The sequence below is a fragment of the Caballeronia sp. GAWG2-1 genome (assembly GCF_023631405.1).
Classification (GTDB): Bacteria; Pseudomonadota; Gammaproteobacteria; order Burkholderiales; family Burkholderiaceae; genus Caballeronia.
In genome coordinates, this window is record NZ_JALQDD010000038.1 from 50,014 (window position 1) to 70,614 (window position 20,601).

The 20,601-nt window shown below is 63.3% G+C and carries 18 protein-coding genes; 9 read left to right on the forward strand and 9 right to left on the reverse strand.

From position 1 onward, the window contains the following. Window positions 1-35: 35 nt before the first annotated feature. The 3 genes from NCR98_RS33385 to NCR98_RS24625 are packed head-to-tail and all read right to left on the reverse strand — an operon-like array spanning window position 36 to window position 2,608. Entirely contained in the window at window positions 36-161 is a 126-nt protein-coding gene (locus NCR98_RS33385; RefSeq protein WP_255784860.1) for a hypothetical protein, read from the reverse strand. A gap of 22 nt (window positions 162-183) precedes the next feature. Continuing rightward, a complete protein-coding gene (gene cydB / locus NCR98_RS24620) occupies window positions 184-1,182 on the reverse strand; it encodes a cytochrome d ubiquinol oxidase subunit II (protein ID WP_250527591.1) in 999 nt (332 codons plus the stop codon). 34 nt (window positions 1,183-1,216) lie between these two features. Beyond that, on the reverse strand, window positions 1,217-2,608 hold the full coding sequence (locus tag NCR98_RS24625; protein WP_244830925.1) for a cytochrome ubiquinol oxidase subunit I: 1,392 nt from the start codon (window positions 2,606-2,608) through the stop codon (window positions 1,217-1,219). A gap of 429 nt (window positions 2,609-3,037) precedes the next feature. On the opposite strand from NCR98_RS24625, the gene NCR98_RS24630 reads away from it, so the two are divergent. Both NCR98_RS24630 and NCR98_RS24635 read left to right on the forward strand, forming a co-directional pair. Beyond that, window positions 3,038-4,396 carry an LLM class flavin-dependent oxidoreductase gene (locus NCR98_RS24630; protein ID WP_250527592.1) on the forward strand — a complete coding sequence of 453 codons (1,359 nt, stop codon included), beginning with the start codon at window positions 3,038-3,040 and terminating at the stop codon, window positions 4,394-4,396. Between the two features lie 113 nt (window positions 4,397-4,509). After that, window positions 4,510-5,850, forward strand: coding sequence for an LLM class flavin-dependent oxidoreductase (locus NCR98_RS24635; protein ID WP_250527593.1), 1,341 nt, complete (start codon window positions 4,510-4,512; stop codon window positions 5,848-5,850). 70 nt (window positions 5,851-5,920) lie between these two features. On the opposite strand, the gene NCR98_RS24640 is transcribed toward NCR98_RS24635, so the two are convergent. After that, the gene (locus NCR98_RS24640; protein WP_250494489.1) at window positions 5,921-6,748 is read right to left on the reverse strand and encodes a MetQ/NlpA family lipoprotein; all 828 of its coding nucleotides are present in this window, start codon (window positions 6,746-6,748) and stop codon (window positions 5,921-5,923) included. Between the two features lie 227 nt (window positions 6,749-6,975). Between NCR98_RS24640 and NCR98_RS24645 the strand changes: the two genes are divergently transcribed. The 6 genes from NCR98_RS24645 (at window position 6,976) to NCR98_RS24670 (ending at window position 12,780) form a co-directional block, all read left to right on the forward strand. Continuing rightward, a complete protein-coding gene (locus NCR98_RS24645; protein ID WP_250527594.1) occupies window positions 6,976-7,236 on the forward strand; it encodes a hypothetical protein in 261 nt (86 codons plus the stop codon). A 115-nt stretch (window positions 7,237-7,351) separates the two neighbouring features. Further along, entirely contained in the window at window positions 7,352-8,689 is a 1,338-nt protein-coding gene (locus NCR98_RS24650; protein ID WP_250527595.1) for an LLM class flavin-dependent oxidoreductase, read from the forward strand. Between the two features lie 206 nt (window positions 8,690-8,895). Continuing rightward, a complete protein-coding gene (locus tag NCR98_RS24655; RefSeq protein WP_250494491.1) occupies window positions 8,896-9,864 on the forward strand; it encodes a sulfonate ABC transporter substrate-binding protein in 969 nt (322 codons plus the stop codon). A gap of 161 nt (window positions 9,865-10,025) precedes the next feature. Further along, a complete protein-coding gene (gene ssuD, locus NCR98_RS24660; RefSeq protein ID WP_250527596.1) occupies window positions 10,026-11,174 on the forward strand; it encodes an FMNH2-dependent alkanesulfonate monooxygenase in 1,149 nt (382 codons plus the stop codon). A gap of 8 nt (window positions 11,175-11,182) precedes the next feature. Beyond that, on the forward strand, window positions 11,183-11,986 hold the full coding sequence (gene ssuC, locus NCR98_RS24665; protein WP_250469224.1) for an aliphatic sulfonate ABC transporter permease SsuC: 804 nt from the start codon (window positions 11,183-11,185) through the stop codon (window positions 11,984-11,986). Further along, a complete protein-coding gene (locus NCR98_RS24670) occupies window positions 11,983-12,780 on the forward strand; it encodes an ATP-binding cassette domain-containing protein (RefSeq protein ID WP_250527597.1) in 798 nt (265 codons plus the stop codon). The genes ssuC and NCR98_RS24670 overlap by 4 nt, the downstream gene beginning before the upstream one ends. A 215-nt stretch (window positions 12,781-12,995) precedes the next feature. Here NCR98_RS24670 and NCR98_RS24675 read toward each other — a convergent pair whose 3' ends face one another. Continuing rightward, window positions 12,996-14,603, reverse strand: a complete 1,608-nt coding sequence (locus NCR98_RS24675; RefSeq protein WP_250527598.1) for a rhodanese homology domain-containing protein — start codon at window positions 14,601-14,603, stop codon at window positions 12,996-12,998. Window positions 14,604-14,797: 194 nt separating this feature from the next. Between NCR98_RS24675 and NCR98_RS24680 the strand changes: the two genes are divergently transcribed. Beyond that, a complete protein-coding gene (locus tag NCR98_RS24680; protein WP_250527599.1) occupies window positions 14,798-16,243 on the forward strand; it encodes an NAD(P)-binding domain-containing protein in 1,446 nt (481 codons plus the stop codon). 38 nt (window positions 16,244-16,281) lie between these two features. Here the strand turns inward: NCR98_RS24680 and NCR98_RS24685 are convergent, their stop codons facing one another. Genes NCR98_RS24685 through NCR98_RS24700 form a run of 4 tightly spaced genes read right to left on the reverse strand, consistent with a single transcriptional unit; the run spans window position 16,282 to window position 20,560 of the window. After that, window positions 16,282-17,913, reverse strand: a complete 1,632-nt coding sequence (locus NCR98_RS24685; protein WP_250527600.1) for a rhodanese-like domain-containing protein — start codon at window positions 17,911-17,913, stop codon at window positions 16,282-16,284. Window positions 17,914-17,919: 6 nt separating this feature from the next. Then, window positions 17,920-19,110 carry a cystathionine beta-lyase gene (gene metC / locus NCR98_RS24690; protein WP_250527601.1) on the reverse strand — a complete coding sequence of 397 codons (1,191 nt, stop codon included), beginning with the start codon at window positions 19,108-19,110 and terminating at the stop codon, window positions 17,920-17,922. Continuing rightward, a complete protein-coding gene (locus tag NCR98_RS24695; RefSeq protein WP_404989404.1) occupies window positions 19,110-19,721 on the reverse strand; it encodes a cysteine dioxygenase family protein in 612 nt (203 codons plus the stop codon). Before NCR98_RS24695 ends, metC begins: the two co-directional genes overlap by 1 nt. Beyond that, the gene (locus tag NCR98_RS24700) at window positions 19,715-20,560 is read right to left on the reverse strand and encodes an amino acid ABC transporter ATP-binding protein (protein ID WP_284503940.1); all 846 of its coding nucleotides are present in this window, start codon (window positions 20,558-20,560) and stop codon (window positions 19,715-19,717) included. Before NCR98_RS24700 ends, NCR98_RS24695 begins: the two co-directional genes overlap by 7 nt. Window positions 20,561-20,601 lie beyond the last annotated feature (41 nt).

Below are 20,601 nucleotides of genomic sequence, written 5' to 3' on the forward strand. Positions count from 1 at the left end.
TTGTCGATGCTCTTTGCGCGAGAACGTCGCCTCGGTCAATGCCCCATCGCCTTGACGGCCAGATAGTGGAACGGGTAAGTAATGAGCGCGGTACCCGCCACACCCACGCACCAGAGCAGCACGAACCAGAGAAAGCGGCGGAGTGCCGGGCTCGGTTTCATAAGCGTCATCCTCCGCGCGAGATTAGTGATAAGCCGAGCCGGGCTTCACTTTGCCCCGGAACACCCAGTAGCCCACCGTCGTATAAGCCAGAATGATCGGGATGATGATGACCGCACCCACGAGCGTGAACGCCTGACTCGTTTCCGGCGATGCCGCCTCCCATAAGGTCACGCTGCCGGGCAACGCATAAGGCCACACGCTCAAGAGCAGCCCGATATATCCCAGGAACACGAGCAGCAGCGCGATAGCGAGCGGACCGGCCTCTGACTCGCGTTTGATCGCGAAGTACATGGCGACCGCCGTCAGCACCACCGCGACCGGCACCAAATACAGCCAAAGATGAAACGACGAATGAAACCAGCGTTCGGCGATGCGCGCATCGGTGAGCGGCGTCCACACGGATACGACCGCGATGAACGCAAGCAGCACGGCCGTGAGCGGAAGGATGAGCGCGCGCATGCGTCGTTGCAGATCGCCATCCGTCTTGAGGACGAGATAACCCGCGCCCAGCAGCGCATAAGTGCATGTGAGACCAAGCCCTGTGAGAAACGGAAAAGGTGCGATCCAGAAGAACGGGTCGCCCGAGAATGCGTTCTGGCTCACGGGTATGCCGTGCAGATAGGCACCGAGAATCACGCCCTGAAAAAAGCTCGCGCCAGCCGAGCCGCAGATGAAGAACAGGTTCCAGATATTTTTCGTGCGCGTTGCCTTGGCGCGCACTTCGAAGCTCACGCCCCGAAAGATCAGACATACCAGCATGAAGATGATCGGCAGGTAAAGCCCCGACAGCGCGATCGAATACGCAAGCGGAAAGGCCGCGAACAACGCGGCGCCGCCGAGCACGAGCCAGGTTTCGTTGCCATCCCATATCGGCGCGATGCTGTGCATCATCAGGTCGCGTTCGGCATCGTCGGGAAAGAACGGGAAGATCATGCCGACGCCGAGGTCGAAGCCATCGAGCGCCACGTAGATGAAGATGCCTGCGGCGATGATCGCCGCCCAAACGATTGTCAGATCCATGTCGTCACCTCACGTGATTTGGCGTGCCGCACGGTTAGCGCGAGACGGCGGAGAAGGGGCGGCGGCCCGTGGCTTCGGTGGGATCGCGCGTGGCGTCGGCAGGCAGCGGCGGCGTTCCTTGCGGTCCCTGGCCGATCATGCGGAAGATGTAGTAGAGCCCGATGCCGAAGACGAGGCAATACACCAGCACGAACAGCAGCAGGGAAAGCCCGGCGGAAGCCTGTGTGATGGGCGAGACTGCATCGGAGGTGCGCAACACGCCATAGACCACCCAGGGCTGGCGGCCCGCTTCCGTCGTGATCCATCCGGCGAGCAGCGAGATGAAACCAGTCGGGCCCATCAGGACGGCGGTCCACTGGAACCAGCGCGCTTCGAATAAGCGTCCGCCGCGCCTGAGCAGATTACCCGTCACGGCGACGAGAATCATCAGCATGCCGAGACCGGCCATCACGCGGAAGGTCCAGAAGATCAGCGACGAATTCGGCCGGTCCGCTTTGGGAAAGTCCTTGAGCCCGCGAATCTCGCCGTCCCAGCTATGCGTGAGAATCAAGCTGCCGAGATGCGGGATCTGGATCGCGTGACGCGTGACTTCCGCGTTCATATCGGGAAAGCCGATGAGATTGAGCGCCGTGCCGCCTTTCTCGGTTTGCCAAAGGCCTTCTATCGCCGCGATCTTCGCAGGCTGATAGCGCCGCGTGTTGAGACCGTGCTGGTCGCCCACGAGCGCCTGAACCGGCGCGAGCACGAGCAGCAGCCAGAGCGCCATCGACACCATGGTTCGCGTTTCCGCGTCGCGCCTGCCGCGCAGCAGATGCCATGCGCCCGTTGCCAGAACCACGAGCGCGGCGACGATGAACGCCGCAAGCGTCATATGCGCGAGCCGATACGGGAACGACGGGTTGAACACGATGGCGAACCAGTCGACCGGAACCACGTGTCCGTTCTCGATCCTGAAGCCTTGCGGCGTCTGCATCCAGCTATTGGACGAGAGAATCCAGAACGTGGAGATCAGCGTGCCGATCGCCACCATGATCGTCGCGCCGAAATGCGCTTTCGGGCCGACCTTCTCCCAGCCGAACAGCATGATGCCGAGAAAGCCCGCTTCGAGAAAGAAGGCGGTCATGACTTCGTAGGTGAGCAAGGGACCGGTGATGGGTCCGGCAAAGCGTGCGAAGCCCGACCAGTTAGTGCCGAACTCATAGGCCATGACCACGCCCGACACCACGCCCATGCCGAAGCCCACGGCAAAGATGCGCGACCAGTAGAGACAAAGCACCTTGTAATGCGGCTTGCCGGTCTTGAGATAGCAGCCTTCGAGCACGGCGATGAAACTCGCAAGCCCGATGCTCAATGCCGGAAAGATGATGTGAAACGAGACCGTGAAGGCGAACTGAAGGCGCGAAAGGTCGAGAGCGTCGAGATTCATCGGAGCATCCACCAAGGCTGCGCGCTAGCCCGGCGGACCTTGGCGCGGTTGATCGAACCGTGATCCGCGCATGGCGAATCACGGGCCACGTCATCGGGCCGGGGCGTTCGCTTCTTGGAAACGCCTGACGGGCCGGTGTCAATCTGACGACATCATGGCTTCTGCAAACACCTTCGGCATTTATACGTATGTATAGCGAAAGGGCGACATGCCGCTGGCGCGCGGGCGGGAAGACAAATAGCGTGCGAATCTGAAATGCGCGGGTTCGTCGGAGCAAGACGGCGCGCCAGCCTCATGGATGCCGCTTATAGATGCATCCACGCTTTGCATATTCTTCCGACGGTAATAAGCGCATGACGATACGGCCTTTCTCCAAGCGCGATCAAATGACTAGACTCGAGGGTTTTCACGCGTCCAGCCAAGTCGATTATGCCTCGCCAGATCCGGTTCAATGCCTTCATGATGAATTGCGTGGGGCATCTCGCGCCCGGTCAGTGGACAGCGCCTGCAGACGATTCAATCGGCTATCTCGACACCCGCTATTGGGTCGAGCTTGCAAAGGTGCTGGAAGAGGGCTTTTTCGACGGCCTCTTTCTCGGCGATGTCACCGGCATCTACGATGTCTACGGCGACAGTCCCGCCGCCGCGTTGCGCACCGCCGCCCAGGTGCCGATGAACGACCCCGTGCCGCTGATTCCCTTGATGGCGCACGCGACCAAGCACCTGGGCTTCGGCGTGACGGTATCGGTGGCTTATGAAGCGCCGTATCTGCTGGCGCGGCGCTTCACCACGCTCGATCAGTTGAGCCGGGGACGCGTCGCATGGAACGTGGTGACGTCGTATCTGCAAAGCGGCGCGTTGAGTCTCGGGCAGACGGAACTGCGCGCCCATGACGAACGCTACGATCGCGCCGATGAGTTTCTCGAAGTCTGCTACAAACTTTGGGAAGGAAGCTGGCAAGAAGGCGCATTGCTGCGCGATGCCGAACGCGGCATCTACGCCGACCCCGCGCGCGTGCGCAAGATCACACACAAGGGCCGCTACTTCGAAAGCGAAGGTATTTTCCAGTGCGAGCCTTCGCCGCAGCGCACGCCGCTTCTGTTCCAGGCGGGCGGATCGACGCGCGGCACGGCATTCGCGGCCAAGCATGCGGAATGCATCTTTCTTGGCGCGCCCACGCGCAATGGCTTGCGCAAGTCGGCGCAGTCCATCCGCACCGCGCTCGCGGAGGCGGGCCGCGCACCGGACAGCGCATTGCTGTTCGCCATGCTGACCGTGATCGTCGATGAAACCGCCGAACGCGCGCAGGCACGCTATGCCGCGTATCAGGCGCGCGCGAGTTACGAAGGTGCCCTGGCGTTGTTATCCGGCTGGACGGGCATCGATCTTTCGCGCTATAAGCCCGACGATACCCTCGCTTACGTCGATACCGATGCCGGCCAGTCCGCACTTGCATCGTTCAGCAAGCTGGACCCGGAACGCGTGTGGACCGTGCGCGATGCGGTGGAATTCGTGACGATCGGCGGACGCGGCGCGGTCGTGGTCGGCGATGCGGCTCAGGTTGCCGACGAATTGCAGGCGCTCGTGGAAGAAACGGATATCGACGGCTTCAATCTCGCGTGGGTAGAGTCGCCGCGCACGTTCCACGATATCGTCCAATATCTCGTGCCCGAGCTGCAAAGGCGCGGTGCATACAAGACCGAATATGCAGAAGGCACCCTGCGCGAGAAGCTGTTTGGCAACGGCGCCTATCTGCAAGCGCCGCACGTCGGCGCGAGCTATCGATAAATGCCGCTAGTCCCTTAGCGCCCCAGCGAATATGAATCCACGAAATCGTTCGTGGCGCGGCACCCGGTTCGCATCGGACAATCGAAGGTCCGACTTTTCCCGGAGTGTCACCCATGAGCGGCGAAGCCCCGCGCCAGTTGCATCTGAACATCAATGCGCTTCATTCCGGCTTCGTGCCTTCCGCATGGCGTCTGGCCGACGCCGATCCGCACGCCTTCATCGATATCGATCATTACGTGAGTCTCGCGCAGATCGCGGAGCGTGGCTGTCTCGACGCGATCTTCCTCGCCGATAGCGCCGCGATCACCGACCAACTCGACATGCGCCCGATCACGGCGCTCGAACCCACGCTGCTGCTCGCGAGCGTCGCGGCCGCGACGAAGCATATCGGGCTGATCGCGACGGCATCCACGAGTTACAACGAGCCGTTCAACCTTGCGCGGCGCTTCGCCACGCTCGATCTGATCAGCGGCGGCCGCGCGGGCTGGAACATGGTAACGACGGCCGATCTGCCTTCGGCACGCAACTTCGGGCTGGAAGCCGTCCCGGATCACGCCGAACGCTATGCGCGCGCGGAAGAGTTCGCCACGCTCGTGAAGACGTTGTGGAATAGCTGGGAGGACGATGCGCTCGTTGCCGACAAAGCGACCGGCCAGTTCGTCGATCTCGGCAAGCTGCATCCCGCCGCGCATCGCGGACGCTTCTTCGCGGTGCAAGGCGCGCTCAATCTGCCGCGCTCGAAGCAAGGGCATCCGGTGCTCGTGCAGGCGGGCGCATCCGGCGACGGGCGTGATCTCGCGGCGCGTCATGCGGAAGCGGTGTTCTCGGCGTCGCAATCATTCGACGAATCGAAGGCGTATCGCGAGGATCTGAACGTGCGTGCGGCGCGCTACGGACGCGGGCCGCATGCGGTGAAAGTGCTCGCAGGTCTCACGACGATCATCGGCGCGACGCAGGCCGAAGCCATCCGCCGTCGCGATGAACTCGTCGATCTCATTCCATGGCGCTACAGCCTGAACCGGATTGCCGGCACGCTCGGCATTCCCGCCGATTCGCTCTCGCTCGACGAGCATCTTCCCGAGAATCTCACGCTGCCCAACAACGGCAACGGTAATCACACGTTCTTTCACGCGACCATCGCGCAGGCGCGCGCGCATGGCTATACGGTGCGCGAACTCATCCGCGCGCTGGCGGGCGGCGGCGGGCATCGCGTGATTGTCGGGACGCCCGAACAGGTTGCCGAGGACATCGCGCACTGGTTCGAAGACGGCGCCGCCGATGGCTTCAACCTCATGCCCGACGCGTTGCCGGGCGGGCTCGAAGCCTTCGTCGATGGCGTCGTGCCCATTCTGCAAAAGCGCGGAATCTTCCGACGCGCTTACGAAGGGACTACCTTGCGCGGGCATCTCGGGCTCGATGTGCCGGCGGGGTATCGAGTGGAAGAGGCGGTTTAGGCGAGTTAAACAGCGCTCAAACGATCAACGCCCGGTCATGCCGGGCGTCGGCGCTTACATCACACGCGCGTTACTTCTGCGGCGCGCCGTCCCATGCTGGCAAGGTCGCACCGTGATACACCTTCAGGATCGTCGCGGCGACGTTGGCCTGCTGATAACTCGTCTGCAGCGTCTTGACCCACGGCGCCTGTGCATCTTTCGCGTTCACCGCCAGAAAGTTGCGATACGGATTGCCCGGCACTTTCTCCTGCGCAATGCGTTCCTGCGGAATCTGGATGCCCGCTTTGATGGCCCAGTCGGTGTTCACCACGGCAGCGTCCACGTCGCCGATCGCGCGGCCGACGATACCCGCATCGAGTTCCTTGATCTGGACATGCTTCGGATTGTCGGCAATGTCACGCGCCGTCGGCAGCAACCCGACGTTGTCGCGCAGCTTGATGACGCCGTTCGCCTGCAGCAGCAAGAGCGCACGGCCTTCATTGCTCGGATCATTCGGCACGGCTATGGTTGCGTTCTGCGGCAGCGCGGCGACCGACTTCACCTTGCGCGAATAAAGCCCGATAGGCTGCACGTAAGTGAAGCCGACCGGCACGATGTCGTAATGGCGCGCCTGAATCTGCGCATCGAGATAAGGCTTGTGCTGGAACGAGTTGGCGTCGAGATCGTGTTGCGCGAGCGCTTCGTTCGGCTGGGTGTAATCCGCGAAAGTGGTGACCTTCACCGTCAGGCCCTGTTTGGCTGCGTTGGCCGCCACCGTGCGCCAGACATCCTCGTCCTCGCCCGACATGATGCCCACGCGCACCGTCTGATTTGCCGCGAACGACGGTGCGGCGCTCATCACGCCGCATGCAAGCAGCAGGGAAAACAGCGCGGTTTTTATCGGCGACTTTATTTTCATGGGGCAAAAGCTGATAAGTTGGGAGAGACGTGATGCTAGAGGCGGCAGCGCCTCGCGACAAATAATATCGAGCGCTATCGATATAGCGCCTTTTCGTTTGCCGTGACGGGCGGTTTGAGCGCTATATAAGGCATGCAGGCGGTGTATTGCTTTGCAGAAAACCTTGTTTGTGAAAGCGTTGCGGGCGGCCTAGATTTGATTCATTCACCATTTGAAGGGGATGAGCCATGCCGCAGTTCCTGTCGCACTATCTCCAAGCCATCTACGCGCCCGCCGGACGCATGCGTGAGCGCTGGCAATTGCGGTCGCTGGAACGTGCCCGCGCCGCATGCGGCTGCAATGCCATGAGCGTAATCGAGCTGCCCGACGACGAAAGCACGCGCGCCGACCGGCTCGAACACATCGCGCTTTATGCGCGCGCGGGCTACTTCAACATGGGCTATACGGTCGATCTATTTCAGTCGCCTGCCGATCTTCCGCCGCACTAAATCCGCATCCGCATCGACGCGCCACGATTCCGGCGCGTCGGTTCATCGTCGATCCAAGCAACGTTTGCATGCCTGAAGTAACGTAAGCGCTGACCTGGACTCGAACCGATTTCACATGACCCTTTCCCGACAACTGCATCTCGGCGCATTCATGCGGCCGGTGAGCCTGCATACCGGCGCGTGGCGTTTTCCCGGCGCGTATGCGGATGCCAACTTCAATTTCCGCCATCTCAAGCAGTTCGTGCAAAAGCTTGAGAGCGCCTGTTTCGACGCATTCTTCATGGCCGACCACCTCGCCGTGCTCAACATGCCCGTGGACGCGCTCAAACGCAGCCACACCGCGACATCCTTCGAGCCGTTCACGCTGCTTTCCGCGCTGGCTTCGGTGACGGAGAAGATCGGGCTGGTCGCGACGGCATCGACGACATTCGACGAGCCGTATCACATCGCGCGGCGCTTTGCCTCGCTCGATCACTTGAGCGACGGACGCGCCGGATGGAACCTCGTGACCACGTCGAACCCGGATGCCGCATTGAACTTCGGCCGCGAGGATCACATGGAGCACGACGAGCGCTATCGCCGCGCGCGCGAGTTCTACGATGTCGTCACGGGCCTGTGGGACAGCTGGGCCGACGACGCGTTCGTGCGCGATACCGAAAGCGGCCTCTTCTTCGATCCCGCCAAACTTCACGTGCTCGGTCACAAGGGCGAATATCTGTCGGTGCGCGGCCCGTTGAACATCGCGCGGCCGGTGCAAGGCTGGCCGATCGTCGTGCAGGCCGGATCATCGGAAGCGGGCAAGCAGCTCGCGGCCGAAACCGCCGACGCGGTCTTCACCTCGCAACCGAATCTGGCCGCGGGCAAGCGCTTTTTTGCGGATGTAAAGAGCCGGCTCGATGCACTCGGCCGCCCGCGCGAGCACCTGAAGATTCTTCCCGGCGCGTTCGTCGTGGTGGGCGACTCGCGCGAGGAAGCACGCGAGAAGCGCGCATTGCTCGATACCTTCGTGCATTACGAAAGCGGTATCGCTTCGCTTTCCATCGCGCTCGGCCACGATGTCTCCTCGTTCGATCCCGATGGTCCCTTGCCCGAGATTCCCGAGACCAATGCGAGCAAGAGCGCGCGCGAACGCGTGGTCGAAATGGCTCGCACGGAAGGGCTGACCATCCGGCAACTGGCGCAACGCGCGGGCGGCTTTTCGGGCTTGCAGATGATCGGCACGGCAAACGATATCGCCGATGAAATGGAGCAGTGGCTCGCCGAGGAAGGCAGCAACGGCTTCAATGTGATGTTCCCGTATCTGCCCGCGGGTCTCGACGATTTCGTCGACAAGGTGGTGCCGGAATTGCAGCGGCGTGGCATTTTCCGGCGCGCGTATGAAGGCAACACGTTGCGCGAGCACTTCGGTTTGCCAAGACCCGGCAATCGCTTTTTCCCCGCGAATAACGCATAAGCTTATTCGCACACACGCATCCACCGCCTTATATGCGCCGTGCGCTTAGCCGCGTCACGGCGTATTCATTTGCAAATGACATTTGCTTGGTTCCGCTTTTGGCGCGCGTCTCGCATAGTAGGGATTGATGGCTATAGACGTCTTTTCTGAAGACGCTCTGGCGCCTGTCTGCTTCGGCTTTACGACCCTATCCCAAGGAACTCCGCATGTCCGATCGTTCTCTCTCGCTGTCGCGCCGGCGTGCGCTCGCGCAACTGGCCGCCGTCAGCGCAGGCGCCTTCGCGTCGAGCCGCCTCTTTGCCGCCGATGCAGGCAAGACCTTGCGCATCGGCTATCAGAAGTACGGCAACTTCGTGGTGTTGAAGGCACGCGGCACGCTCGACAAGCGGCTTGCCGCGCAAGGCGTCACCGTGCAATGGCTCGAATTTCCCGCTGGTCCGCAATTGCTCGAAGGGCTCAACGCGGGCGCGGTGGATATCGGCACCGTCGGTGAAACGCCGCCGATCTTCGCGCAAGCCGCGGGCGTCGATTTCGTCTATGTCGGCAACGAGCCATCCGCGCCGCGCGCCGAAGCCATCGTCGTGCCGAAGGATTCGCCCATTCGAACGGTGGCCGAGTTGCGCGGCAAGAAAGTCGTGCTGAACAAAGGCTCCAACGTTCACTATCTGCTCGTGGAAGCGCTCAAGAAAGCGGGTTTGGCCTACACGGATATCCAGCCCATCTATCTCGCCCCCGCCGATGCGCGCGCCGCCTTCGTGCAAGGCAGCGTCGATGCATGGGCGATCTGGGACCCGTATCTCGCCGCCGCCGAGAAGCAGGCGAACGCACGTCAAATCACCGATGGCACGAACCTCGTGCGCAACATCCAGTACTACCTCGCCACGCGCAAGTTCGCCACCGCGCAACCGCAACTCGTGCGTGCCGTGCTCGAAGAACTGGATCTGGTCGATCGCTGGGCGCGCGACAACATCCCTGCCGTCGCCACGCAACTCGCGCCCCTCGTCGGTCTCGATGCGGGCATTCTCGAAGTCGCGCTGAAACGGACGGCTTACGGCGTGCAGAGCGTCGCGCCTGCAACGCTCGAATATCAGCAGCAGATCGCCGACGTGTTTAGCAACCTCAAGCTCATTCCGAAGAAGCTCGACGTCACCGAAGCGCGCTGGAACGTCGCGTAATTCTCAGCAGATTCGGGTTAGCAGTTTCGCGCACATTCTTAGCGCGAATCGATGGTTGGGCAAGCGTCGCCGCGTCGCTAGACTGACCCGAGCGCCGGGCTTTTTCTTGTAGCCGCACGCCCGTCTTCACGACACAACGAATTCGAAAGGCAGACCTCCCGATGAATGTTTTCTGGTTCATTCCAACTCATGGCGACAGTCGTTATCTCGGCACGTCGCAAGGCGCGCGTGCCGCTAATTACGACTACTTCCGCCAGATCGCGGTCGCCGCCGACACGCTCGGCTACGAAGGCGTGCTCTTGCCGACGGGCCGTTCTTGCGAGGACGCCTGGGTCGTGGCTTCGAGCCTGATTCCCGCCACCAAGCGCCTCAAGTTTCTCGTCGCGATCCGGCCGGGCTTGAGTACGCCGGGGCTCTCGGCGCGCATGGCATCGACGTTCGACCGGCTTTCCAACGGGCGCTTGCTCATCAACGTGGTGACGGGCGGCGACCCGACCGAACTCGCGGGCGATGGCGTCTTCGAAAGCCACGACACGCGCTACGAAATCACCGACGAGTTCCTGAGCATCTGGCGCGGTCTGCTCGAAAAGTCTCACGACAACGGCAGTATCGATTTCGACGGCAAGCATCTGCGTTCGCAAGGCGGCAAGGTGCTGTATCCGCCGGTGCAGAAGGCGCATCCGCCGCTATGGTTCGGCGGGTCGTCGCCGGCTGCGCACGAGATCGCGGCCAAGCATATCGACACTTATCTCACGTGGGGCGAGCCGCCCGCCGAAGTCGAGAAAAAGCTCGCGGACATCCGCAAGCGCGCTGCCGCCGAAGGCCGCAGCATCAAGTTCGGCATTCGCCTTCATGTGATCGTACGTGAAACCGAAAAGGAAGCCTGGGCCGACGCGGACCGCCTCATCAGCAAGCTCGACGATGAAACCATTCAGCGCGCGCAGGCATCGTTCGCGAAAATGGATTCGGAAGGACAGCGCCGCATGGCCGCGTTGCATGGCGGCAATCGCGATAAGCTCGAGGTGTATCCGCATTTGTGGGCGGGCGTCGGCCTCGTGCGCGGCGGCGCGGGCACGGCGCTCGTCGGCAATCCGGAACAGGTCGCCGGTCTCATGAAGCAGTACGCGGAACTCGGTATCGATACCTTCATTCTCTCGGGCTATCCGCATCTGGAAGAGTCGTATCGGTTCGCCGAACTCGTGTTCCCGCTCTTGCCGCGCCAGCAAAAGGAAGCGGCGAACGGGCCGCTCTCGGGGCCGTTCGGCGAAGTGATCGGCACGTCCGAACTGCCGAAGGTCGCGCAAAGCTGAGTATCGTCATGGCAAATCAATCTGCTCGAACGGCTTTGGGCGGCATCGGTGCAAAGGCGCTGCCCTGGATCGTGCCGCTGCTGATTCTCGTCGCATGGGAAGCGGCGGCGCGCACGGGCGGTCTCTCTTCGCGCGTGCTGCCCGAACCGCTCGCCGTGGTGAAGGCGGCGTGGGCGCTCATCTTGTCCGGCGACATGTGGGCCAACGTGAAGGTCAGTGCGTGGCGTGCACTCGCGGGCTTTGCGATGGGCGGCGCCACCGGCTTCGTGCTCGGCCTGGCCACGGGTCTTTTCAAGCCTGCGGAAGTCGCGCTCGATTCGACTGTGCAGATGATCCGCAACATCCCTGCACTCGCGATGATTCCGTTGCTGATCCTGTGGTTCGGCATTGGCGAGGAAGCGAAACTCGTGCTGGTTGCGCTCGGCGTGTTCTTTCCCATCTACGTGAACACGTATCACGGCATTCGTTCGGTGGATCGCGATCTCATTGAGATGGCGCGCAGCTACGGGCTGTCGGGCATGGCGTTGTATCGGCATGTGATCTTGCCGGGCGCGTTGCCTTCCATACTCGTCGGCGTGCGCTTCGCATTCGGGCTGATGTGGGTAATGCTGATCGTCGCCGAGACCATTTCGGCGCAATCGGGCATTGGCTATATGACCATGAACGCCCGCGAGTTTTTGCAGACCGATGTGGTGCTCGTCGGCATTCTGCTCTACGCGCTGCTCGGCAAGCTCGCCGACATGGCGGCAAGGGCCATCGAGCGCGTCACGCTACGCTGGCATCCGGCTTATCAGACCAAGGCGCGCACATGAGCACGGTGAATCCCACTCTCGAACGCGGCGTTATCGCGCGTCATGCTCCTCGTTCAGGCTCGGTCGTGCGTGCGGCAGAGGGCGATCTCGCGGTATCGCTGCAAGGCGTGGAGAAGCGTTTCGGCGAGCGCACGGTGTTGTCGAAGCTCGATTTTTCGATCGAGCGCGGCAGTTTCGTGTCGATCGTCGGACGCAGCGGCTGCGGCAAGTCCACGCTGCTGCGGCTGATCGCCGGCCTCGAAGCGACCACGGCTGGCGTGCTGCAACGCCGGGCCGCTACGCCGGATGCCGAGTTGCAGGTTCGCATCATGTTTCAGGACGCGCGTCTTTTGCCGTGGAAGAGCGTGCTCGACAACTTGATGCTCGGCCTGCCGCGTTCGGCGCGTGACGAAGCCCGCGCGACGCTTGCCGAAGTGGGCCTTTCCGAGCGCGAACGCGACTGGCCTTCGCAGTTGTCGGGCGGTCAGCGGCAACGCGTGGCGCTGGCGCGGGCGCTGGTGCATCGGCCGGACTTGCTGCTGCTCGATGAACCGCTCGGTGCGCTCGATGCGTTGACGCGCATCGAAATGCACGGGTTGATCGAACGGCTGTGGCGGGAGCATCGATTCACCGCGCTGATTGTCACGCACGACGTGCAGGAAGCGGTGTCGCTTGGCGACCGCGTGGTGCTGATCGAGGAAGGGCGTATCACGCTGGATACGAAAGTGGCGCTGCCGCGTCCGCGCTCGCGTGCGGCGGAGGGGTTTGCGGAGTTGGAGGAGGCGGTTTTGTCGCGGGTTCTGCGGCGGTCGTGAGGGCTGGGGTTGTACGCTGTTCGGTACTCGCGCATGAAAACGTACGAGACGATGTCATGCCAACCTCGGCTCGGGTTCATCGAGCGAACACGAGCATGCCCCCGATTCAAAACCCAACGCAGCCTGGAACCCCGACCATTGATTCAAAGGCCGCTCGCGGCCATTGCGCAAAGGCGCGTCGTCATGAGAACCGACCACGCGCCTTTCTCCAGGCATCACACCACGAAGAACCCATGCGTGCCATCGCGCTCCAGTTGCGCGACGAGGCCGTATTCCCAGTCGAGATAAGCCTGCATGGCTTCGCGCGCATTGCCCACGCCTTCATACGGACGGCGATACCGGTCGATGCGTGGCGACGCAAGCCGTGCTTCCCCGCCTTCGGTCTGCAAACCGGCGCGCACCCACGCGGCGTTGCCGCCTTCGAGCACATGCACGGGCTTGTTCGTGAGCGTCGCGATTTCAGCTGCGGCGTAGGGCGCAAGCGCGCTCGTGCCGCATGTGACGACGTAGCGCTTCGCATCGGGAAGGTCGCGCAGATCGTCGTGAGCGGGCGTGATGCGCGAACGCAGAATCCAGTGCGCGCCGACGATATGCGCCTTCACGTAGTTTGCGCTCGGTGCAACGTCGAGCAACACGACGCCGCTCGCGGGATCGTCGAGTAAAGCCGACAATTCCTTCGGCGCGATGGTCGGCACGGGAGCGGGCGCGGGCCGTTCGGGACGCCACGGGCCGCTCTCGGTCAACGCATCGGGGCCGGCTTCATCGACGACATACGCTTCGACGTTCATCTGCGCGAGCCATGAGGCGGTCATGTTGGCGCGCACGCCGTCATCGTCGAAGAGCACGACGCGCGCGCCGCGCACCGGCGCGAACATCTCCGTTTCCTGCACGAGCTGACCGCCCGGCGCGCTCTGAAAACCGGGCGCGTGCGCGGCTTCGTATTCGGTTGGCGTGCGTACATCGAAACGATACGTGGTGCGCGACGTATCGCGCGCCCAGCGGGCGGCTTCATCGAGCGAGGAACGTCGAACGCCTGCACGTTGCGCAAGGGCAAACGCGGCCTGCCGTGACGCTTGCAGATCGCGAGGCGCGCGTCCCGTGTCATCCTCGAAACGGCGCTTGCTGCCGTGTTCCAGCGTCTGCCCCGCGAGCGTCCAGCCGATGGTCCCATTGCGCAGCGCCGCCACCTTGTTCGGCAGCCCTGCATTCACGAGCGATTGCGCGCCTATGATGCTGCGCGTGCGCCCCGCGCAATTCACGACGATACGCGTAGCCGGATCGGGCGCGAGCGCGCGTGCGCGCAGCACGAGTTCCGCGCCGGGCACGCTCACGCTGCCCGGAATGTTCATGGTCTGATATTCGTCGAAGCGGCGTGCGTCGAGCACGACGAGATCGTCGCCGTTCTTCTGCAGCGCGTCGAGCGTTTCAGCGGAAAGCGAAGGCGTGTGACGCTTCGCTTCGACGAACTCGCCGAAGGCCTTGCTCGGCACGTTGACATCGCGAAAGACTTCGCCGCCCGCGCGAATCCAGCCATCGAGACCACCTGCGAGCAGCGCGATGTTCGTGTAGCCGAGCGCGTCGAGCTTGTCGGCGGCGCGCACGGCGAGACCTTCGCCGGCATCGAAGAGAACGATCGGCACATCGCGGCGCGGCAAACGCGCATGCACGTCGAGTTCGAGACGCGTCAACGAAAAATTGGCTGCGAAAAGCGGATGGCTCTGCGCATGCGGATCTTCTTCACGCACGTCGAGCAGCGCGATCTCCTGGCCGGCAAGCAAGCGCTCGCGCACGTCCTCGAAGGTGCGAACGGGATAGGTCTTCATGTCGTGCGGTCTTCCATCGGTTTTCCAGGCGTTCGAGGCTATCACCGCGCGGGGCGCAAGCGAAATAGCGGATTGGCATAAGGATATGGGCGCGGTTCGCGGCGTGCTCATTAGAAAAGCACGATTCCTTCGTTTGCACCGCCAATCCGAGGCTCGATACTCGGTATCCCGACAATTCCAGGACGCCCCGCTCCATGACCCAAGCCTTCGATCAGCAAGCACGCGAAACGCTGCGCCTCATCGGTCCCGATCCGGACGACTGGGTCGCGAGCCGCGAGGGCATCGACCATAACGTCGTGATCGTCGGCGGCGGCCAGACGGGCGCGGCATTCGCGTTCGGGCTGCGGCGCGCGGGCATCGGCCGGGTGAGCGTGATCGATGCCGCGCCCGACGATACGCGTGCGGGCGTCTGGCAAACCTATGCGCGGATGAATCGCCTGCGCACGCCGAAAAGTCTCGCCGGACCCGAGGCCGGTTTGCCGGGGTTGAGCTTTCAGGCGTGGCACGAGGCGCGGCATGGCGAAGCGTCGTATGCGGATATCGAGCGCATCGGACGCGAGCAATGGGCCGAATACCTCGCGTGGTACCGGCACTTTCTCGCCATTCCCATTCGATACGGCACGACCCTGACGCTGATCGAACCGTTGGGCACGCATTTCCGGCTGCATCTTTCGGTGCGGACCGACGAAGGCACTCAGACGCGCGTGGAAACCGCGCGCAAGGTAATTCTAGGCAATGGCGTCGCGGGCAACGGCCGGCCGAATATCGTGCCGCCGCTCGCCGGTCTGCCCGCCACGCACGTCGCTCACACCACCGACGCGATCGATTTCAACGCGTTGCGCGGCAAGTCGGTGGCGGTGATCGGCTCGGCGGCTTCGGCCTTCGATGCCGCCGCGACCGCGCTCGAATCGGGCGCGGCCACCGTGCATCTGTTCGTGCGGCGTGCGTCGCTGCCTTCGGTGCCCGTGAGCCGCGCGAAGGCATATCCCGGCGCCTACGACAACTTCCCCGCTCTGCCCGATGCCACGCGCTGGAAGCTCGCCCTGCGCTTCAGACGCGCCGGTTCGACCGCGCCCGCCGATGCGATCGATCGCGTCGCGCGCTTCGACCATTTTCATTTGCATCTCGGCGCGCCCTGGCAGCATGCCGAAGCCGCGGGCAAGCAAGTGAAGGCGCAAGTCGGCGACGAAACGTTCTCGTTCGATTTCGTCATCGCCGGCACGGGTTACGCGGTGGACCTGCATGCACGGCCCGAGCTTGCGCGGATAGCCGATCACGTTCTGCTTTGGCGCGATCGATACGACGCTGCCGCCGACGAACGCGACGACGCCCTCGGCGCGTATCCGTATCTTGGAGATGCACTGGAATATCTCGAGAAAACGCCGGGCAGCGCGCCGTTTCTGAAGAACATTCATGTGTTCAATCCGGCGGCATTCGTGAGCCGTGGCGTGCCCGTCGGCGACGTGCCGAGCATGAAGCGCGACATACCGGCCGTGATCCGGCGCATCAGCGAAGATCTGTTTCTCGAAGACCTCGATGTGCACGAAGCGCGCATGCATGGCGACGTGCCCGCCGATTTCGACGCCTCGCGCTACGCGCATCGGCTCCATGAGAAAACGGATGCACAGCCGGCTAGCTGAAGCGCGCGACCCGCTTCGTCATGTAAGGAGAAGCGGCGTCAGACGAGTTCCGCCGCCCGGCCGACCTTGAACGCGGCGAGCTCGTCCGGCTCGCATTGCGCAATCAGCCCCGTCTCCCATGCGAGATACGCGCGCGCGGAATCGAGGTTGCCATCATGACGGTCATGCACGAAGAAGAGATAGTCGATGCGCGTCTCTTGCGGCAACTTCACGGCATCGCGATCCACGGGCAAGCCACGTTGCTCCCACGCATCGAGCCCAAACGCGGCGAGTTCGATATCGGCGAAACCTGCTTCGCGCAGATCGGCGGCGACGAGACGCGCCGATGCTTCCGACGCTGCATCGGCAAACAAAACCAGCGGCGTGTCGAGACGCGCATGCAAGGCGGTCAACGTATCGAAGACGCGCGGGCGAACGGTCCAGCGCGCGCCAACCGGCCGGCCGTTCTCATGCGCCGCGCTCGACCGCAGGTCGAGCACGATTGCGTTCGCGGATGGCGCTTCTTCGAGGAGATCGGTTCGATCCAGCGCAGCGGCAGCGGGCGCATGCGTATTCCACTTCGACACGATGGCCACGTCGACGGTCGCCGCTTCGTAGCCCAATTGCACGAGCCAGTGAGCGATGACCGGCGCGCGGATGCCGTCGTAGTCGATCAACAAGAGACGCGCATGACGCACCGCCACGCTCTGATCCGTCGCCTGCACGAGCTGACCGCCCGGCGCATGGGCGGCGAAGGGCAGACCATCGCGCGCGTATTCCTCGGGCGTGCGGACATCGAGCAGATAGGTCGTGCGTGCGGTATCGCGACGCCACTGGTTCGCGTTCGCCTCATCGAGCGCAATCACGCCGAAGCGTCGCGCAAGCGCTTGCGCACGCTCGCGTGCCTTGGCCTCGTCGTGCGCGCTTGCCGCGCTCGGGATGATGTCCGCGTAGCTGCGCGTGCTGCCGTGTTCCAGCGCAAGACCGGCGAGCGCCCATCCTTGCGTACCGTTTTCCAGCGCGAAGACATCGCGACGGATGCCGAGATTGCGCAAGGTCTGCGCGCCGATGATGCTGCGCGTGCGCCCCGCGCAATGCACGACGATGGTCGTATCGGGCGAGCCCGCGAAGGCGTCGATATGCGCCGCCAGTTCGCCGTTCGGCACGCACACCGCGCCCGGAATCGCCATCTTGCGATGTTCGTCGCGCGTGCGTGAGTCGATGAGCGAGATCGGACAGCCGCCGCGTTCGGCGCGCCAGCGTTGCAGTTGCGCGGCGCCGACATGCGGCGTGCCGTATTTGTGTTCGACAAGTTCGCCGAAGGTCTTCGACGGCACGTTCACGCCGCGAAAGAGCGTATAGCCCGCTTGCCGCCATGCGGCCGTGCCGCCTTGCAGGATCGCGATATCGCCGTAGCCGAGCCCTTGCAGACGGGCTGCCGCGCGACGCGCCACGGCGTCTTCGTTGGCGCCATCGTCGCATAGCGCGATGCGCACATCGGCGCGCGGCAGGAGGCGCGGCGCATCGAGTTCGAGCCGGCTGAAGGGAAACGGTACGGCGAAAAATGGATGGCCTTCGCCGAACTGACCCGCTTCGCGCACATCGAGCAGCGCGAGTTCGCGGCCGTCGTTGAGCCACTGGCGTAGCGTTTCGGCGTCGATGAAGCGCACGGCGTCAAATGATGAAGGCATGGGAGGTCAGGTACAGGTGAGCCGGAAGGCACGGCGAAGATCGTCGATCAGATCGGCGGGGTCTTCGAGACCCGCGTGCAGCCGCACAACCGGCGCATCTTCAGTGAAGTAGCCATGCACGCGAAGCCGCGATGCAGGTGCGATGAGCGCAAGGCTTTCGAAGCCGCCCCACGACGTGCCTTGCGCAAAGAGACGCAGGGCATCGACGAAGGCGCGGGTTGCATCGGGCGTCTTGCCGCGTGCGAATGCGAACGACACGAGACCGTTCGCGCCTTGAAAATCACGACGCCAAAGCGCGTGTGACGGATCGTCCGGCAACGCGGGATGATAGACACGCGCGACCGCGCTCTCCGTCTGCAAATATTCGGCGATGGCCAGCGCATGCCGCGCATGTTGCGCAAGCCGCACGCCGAGCGTGCGCGCGCCACGCAGCGCCAGATAGGCATCGTCCGCGCCGACAGCCAGGCCGAGAGCATCGTGGGTATCCCGCAGACGCAGTGCAAGCGCGCGGTCGTTCGTTGCAACCGCACCCTGCATGATGTCCGAGTGTCCGCCTATGTACTTCGTCGTCGCCTGAATGGAGATATGCGCGCCGTGTTCGAGCGGTCGATGCAGAACGCCGGCGCTATACGTGTTGTCCGCGGCGAGCAAGAGGCCGTGCTCGCGGGCGAACGCACCGAACGCGGGAAGATCGACGACCTCATACAGAAACGAACTCGGCGACTCGACATAGACGAGCCGCGTCGTCGCGCGCAACGCATGGCGCGGCGGCCCGTCTTGCGCGGCAAAGTAAGTGGCTGCGATGCCGAACCGCGCAAGCAGAGGCTCGATGCGCTCGCGCACCGGGCCATACACACTGTCCTGAATCAAGACGTGATCGCCCGGCGACAACAACGCCAGGAACACCAGCGTAATCGCGGATGCACCCGATGGCGCGAGCAACGCGTGCGCCGCGCCTTCGAGTTCGCCGATCACCGCTTCGAGCGCTCGATGCGTCGCCGTGCCATGACGGCCGTAAGTCGCGACATCCTCGCCATCGTGGCGTTGTTTGTGCAACCGCTCGTAATCGGCGCTGCTGGCAAAGCGCACGGTGCTCGTGCGTACCACAGGCATGTTCACCGGCGCCGCGCCATTCTCGAAGCCAGCGAGACCCGCGTGCATGAGCCGCGTGGCGAGCGCGGTACGCTCGTCCGTCATCAGCCGACCGCCTGGGTCTGATGGTGCAGATGCGTCTGGTTGTATCGAACGATCTTGCCGTTTTCGAAACCGAGACGTCCCGTGAGCGTTTCGAGCGGCCTGCCGTAGAGATGGAAGTGCAGCGTAGGCTGCTCGCCGGTCACGTGGATGCTGTGGATATCGTCGGGCAGGAAAGCGATGGGCGTGCCCGGTTCGACCAGCACTTCGCGGTCCACCTCGACGCTCGCGCGGTCCTCGTCGTTGCGGTCGTCCGTGCGGCGATACACGCGGTTCAACTCGCTGCCTTCCACCGCGACGATCACGGCCCACGTGTCGTGGTTATGCGGGATCGTCGCCTTGCCGGGCAACAGCGAGTTCAAATAGAGCGCGATGCCATCGCTGCCCGGATTGAGACGGTAGCGCGTCGACGTATCGCCACTGGCCGGATCGGGCGGAGGAAAGGCTTCGCGCGTGAAAAGCTCGGGCTGGTCTGCAAGTGTCTGCAATGCGGCCGCGATGTTGGCGAGCGCGTTACGCGTGAGCCCATCGCGTTCGAGAATGGCATGCGTTTGAGCGACGAGCGTATCGACGCGCTGCGTGATGTGAGGGGCGATGGAGGGTGTCGTCACGATTGATTCGATGCTAGCGTGAGGGATGAGCGCGAACGCGTGCGCCGCACGCGTGTGCCCGCGCTGTCGAGAAAGCGCTGCGTGCGTTCGTCGCGCGGCGCATGAAAAAGTTGTGCGGGTGTGCCTTCCTCGACGATCACGCCGCCTTCGGTGAAGACCACGCGGTCGCTGATGTCCTCGGCAAAGCGCATCTCGTGCGTGACGAGCACACACGTAAGGCCTTCGTCCACGAGTTCGCCGATTACGTTCAGCACTTCGCCGACCGTTTGCGGATCGAGCGCGGAGGTCACTTCGTCGAAGAGAATGAGTTCGGGCTGCATGGCAAGCGCGCGTGCAATGGCCACGCGTTGCTGCTGTCCGCCCGAGAGTTCGCCGGGATATGCGTGGGCTTTATCGGCGAGACGCACCTTGGCAAGCAATGCGCGCGCCGTGTGTTCGGCTTCCGCGCGGCTCGTGCCGAGTACGCGGACGGGCGCGATGGTGAGGTTCTCGAGCGCGGTGAGATGCGGAAAGAGGTTGTATTGCTGAAACACGAAGCCAATGCGCTTGCGCAATTCGATTTTCTGCTCGTCGCGCGTCAAGGCCGCGACATCCACACCGTTTACGCGCACTTCGCCACGCTCGGGCGTGATGAGGCCGTTGATGCAACGCAGTATCGTCGACTTGCCCGAGCCCGAAGGCCCGATGATCGATACGGCCTGATTGCGCTTCACGCTCAGATCGATACCGCGCAACACGGGCGTGGTCCCATACGACAGATGGACGTCGCGCATCGTGACGACGCCCGCTGGCGGTTCCATATCGAGTCTGGCGACGGCGCGCCCGTAGACGAGAGACATCATGCGTGGCTAGAAAGGGGAATCATTCGGCGCTCCGGCGCTAC

Bases quoted from the DNA above. Each gene is read 5' to 3' on its own strand.
- NCR98_RS33385 (WP_255784860.1), bottom strand. From the start codon at position 161: ATGAAACCGAGCCCGGCACTCCGCCGCTTTCTCTGGTTCGTGCTGCTC.
- cydB (WP_250527591.1), bottom strand. From the start codon at position 1,182: ATGGATCTGACAATCGTTTGGGCGGCGATCATCGCCGCAGGCATCTTC.
- NCR98_RS24625 (WP_244830925.1), bottom strand. From the start codon at position 2,608: ATGAATCTCGACGCTCTCGACCTTTCGCGCCTTCAGTTCGCCTTCACG.
- NCR98_RS24630 (WP_250527592.1), top strand. From the start codon at position 3,038: ATGCCTCGCCAGATCCGGTTCAATGCCTTCATGATGAATTGCGTGGGG.
- NCR98_RS24635 (WP_250527593.1), top strand. From the start codon at position 4,510: ATGAGCGGCGAAGCCCCGCGCCAGTTGCATCTGAACATCAATGCGCTT.
- NCR98_RS24640 (WP_250494489.1), bottom strand. From the start codon at position 6,748: ATGAAAATAAAGTCGCCGATAAAAACCGCGCTGTTTTCCCTGCTGCTT.
- NCR98_RS24645 (WP_250527594.1), top strand. From the start codon at position 6,976: ATGCCGCAGTTCCTGTCGCACTATCTCCAAGCCATCTACGCGCCCGCC.
- NCR98_RS24650 (WP_250527595.1), top strand. From the start codon at position 7,352: ATGACCCTTTCCCGACAACTGCATCTCGGCGCATTCATGCGGCCGGTG.
- NCR98_RS24655 (WP_250494491.1), top strand. From the start codon at position 8,896: ATGTCCGATCGTTCTCTCTCGCTGTCGCGCCGGCGTGCGCTCGCGCAA.
- ssuD (WP_250527596.1), top strand. From the start codon at position 10,026: ATGAATGTTTTCTGGTTCATTCCAACTCATGGCGACAGTCGTTATCTC.
- ssuC (WP_250469224.1), top strand. From the start codon at position 11,183: ATGGCAAATCAATCTGCTCGAACGGCTTTGGGCGGCATCGGTGCAAAG.
- NCR98_RS24670 (WP_250527597.1), top strand. From the start codon at position 11,983: ATGAGCACGGTGAATCCCACTCTCGAACGCGGCGTTATCGCGCGTCAT.
- NCR98_RS24675 (WP_250527598.1), bottom strand. From the start codon at position 14,603: ATGAAGACCTATCCCGTTCGCACCTTCGAGGACGTGCGCGAGCGCTTG.
- NCR98_RS24680 (WP_250527599.1), top strand. From the start codon at position 14,798: ATGACCCAAGCCTTCGATCAGCAAGCACGCGAAACGCTGCGCCTCATC.
- NCR98_RS24685 (WP_250527600.1), bottom strand. From the start codon at position 17,913: ATGCCTTCATCATTTGACGCCGTGCGCTTCATCGACGCCGAAACGCTA.
- metC (WP_250527601.1), bottom strand. From the start codon at position 19,110: ATGACGGACGAGCGTACCGCGCTCGCCACGCGGCTCATGCACGCGGGT.
- NCR98_RS24700 (WP_284503940.1), bottom strand. From the start codon at position 20,560: ATGATGTCTCTCGTCTACGGGCGCGCCGTCGCCAGACTCGATATGGAA.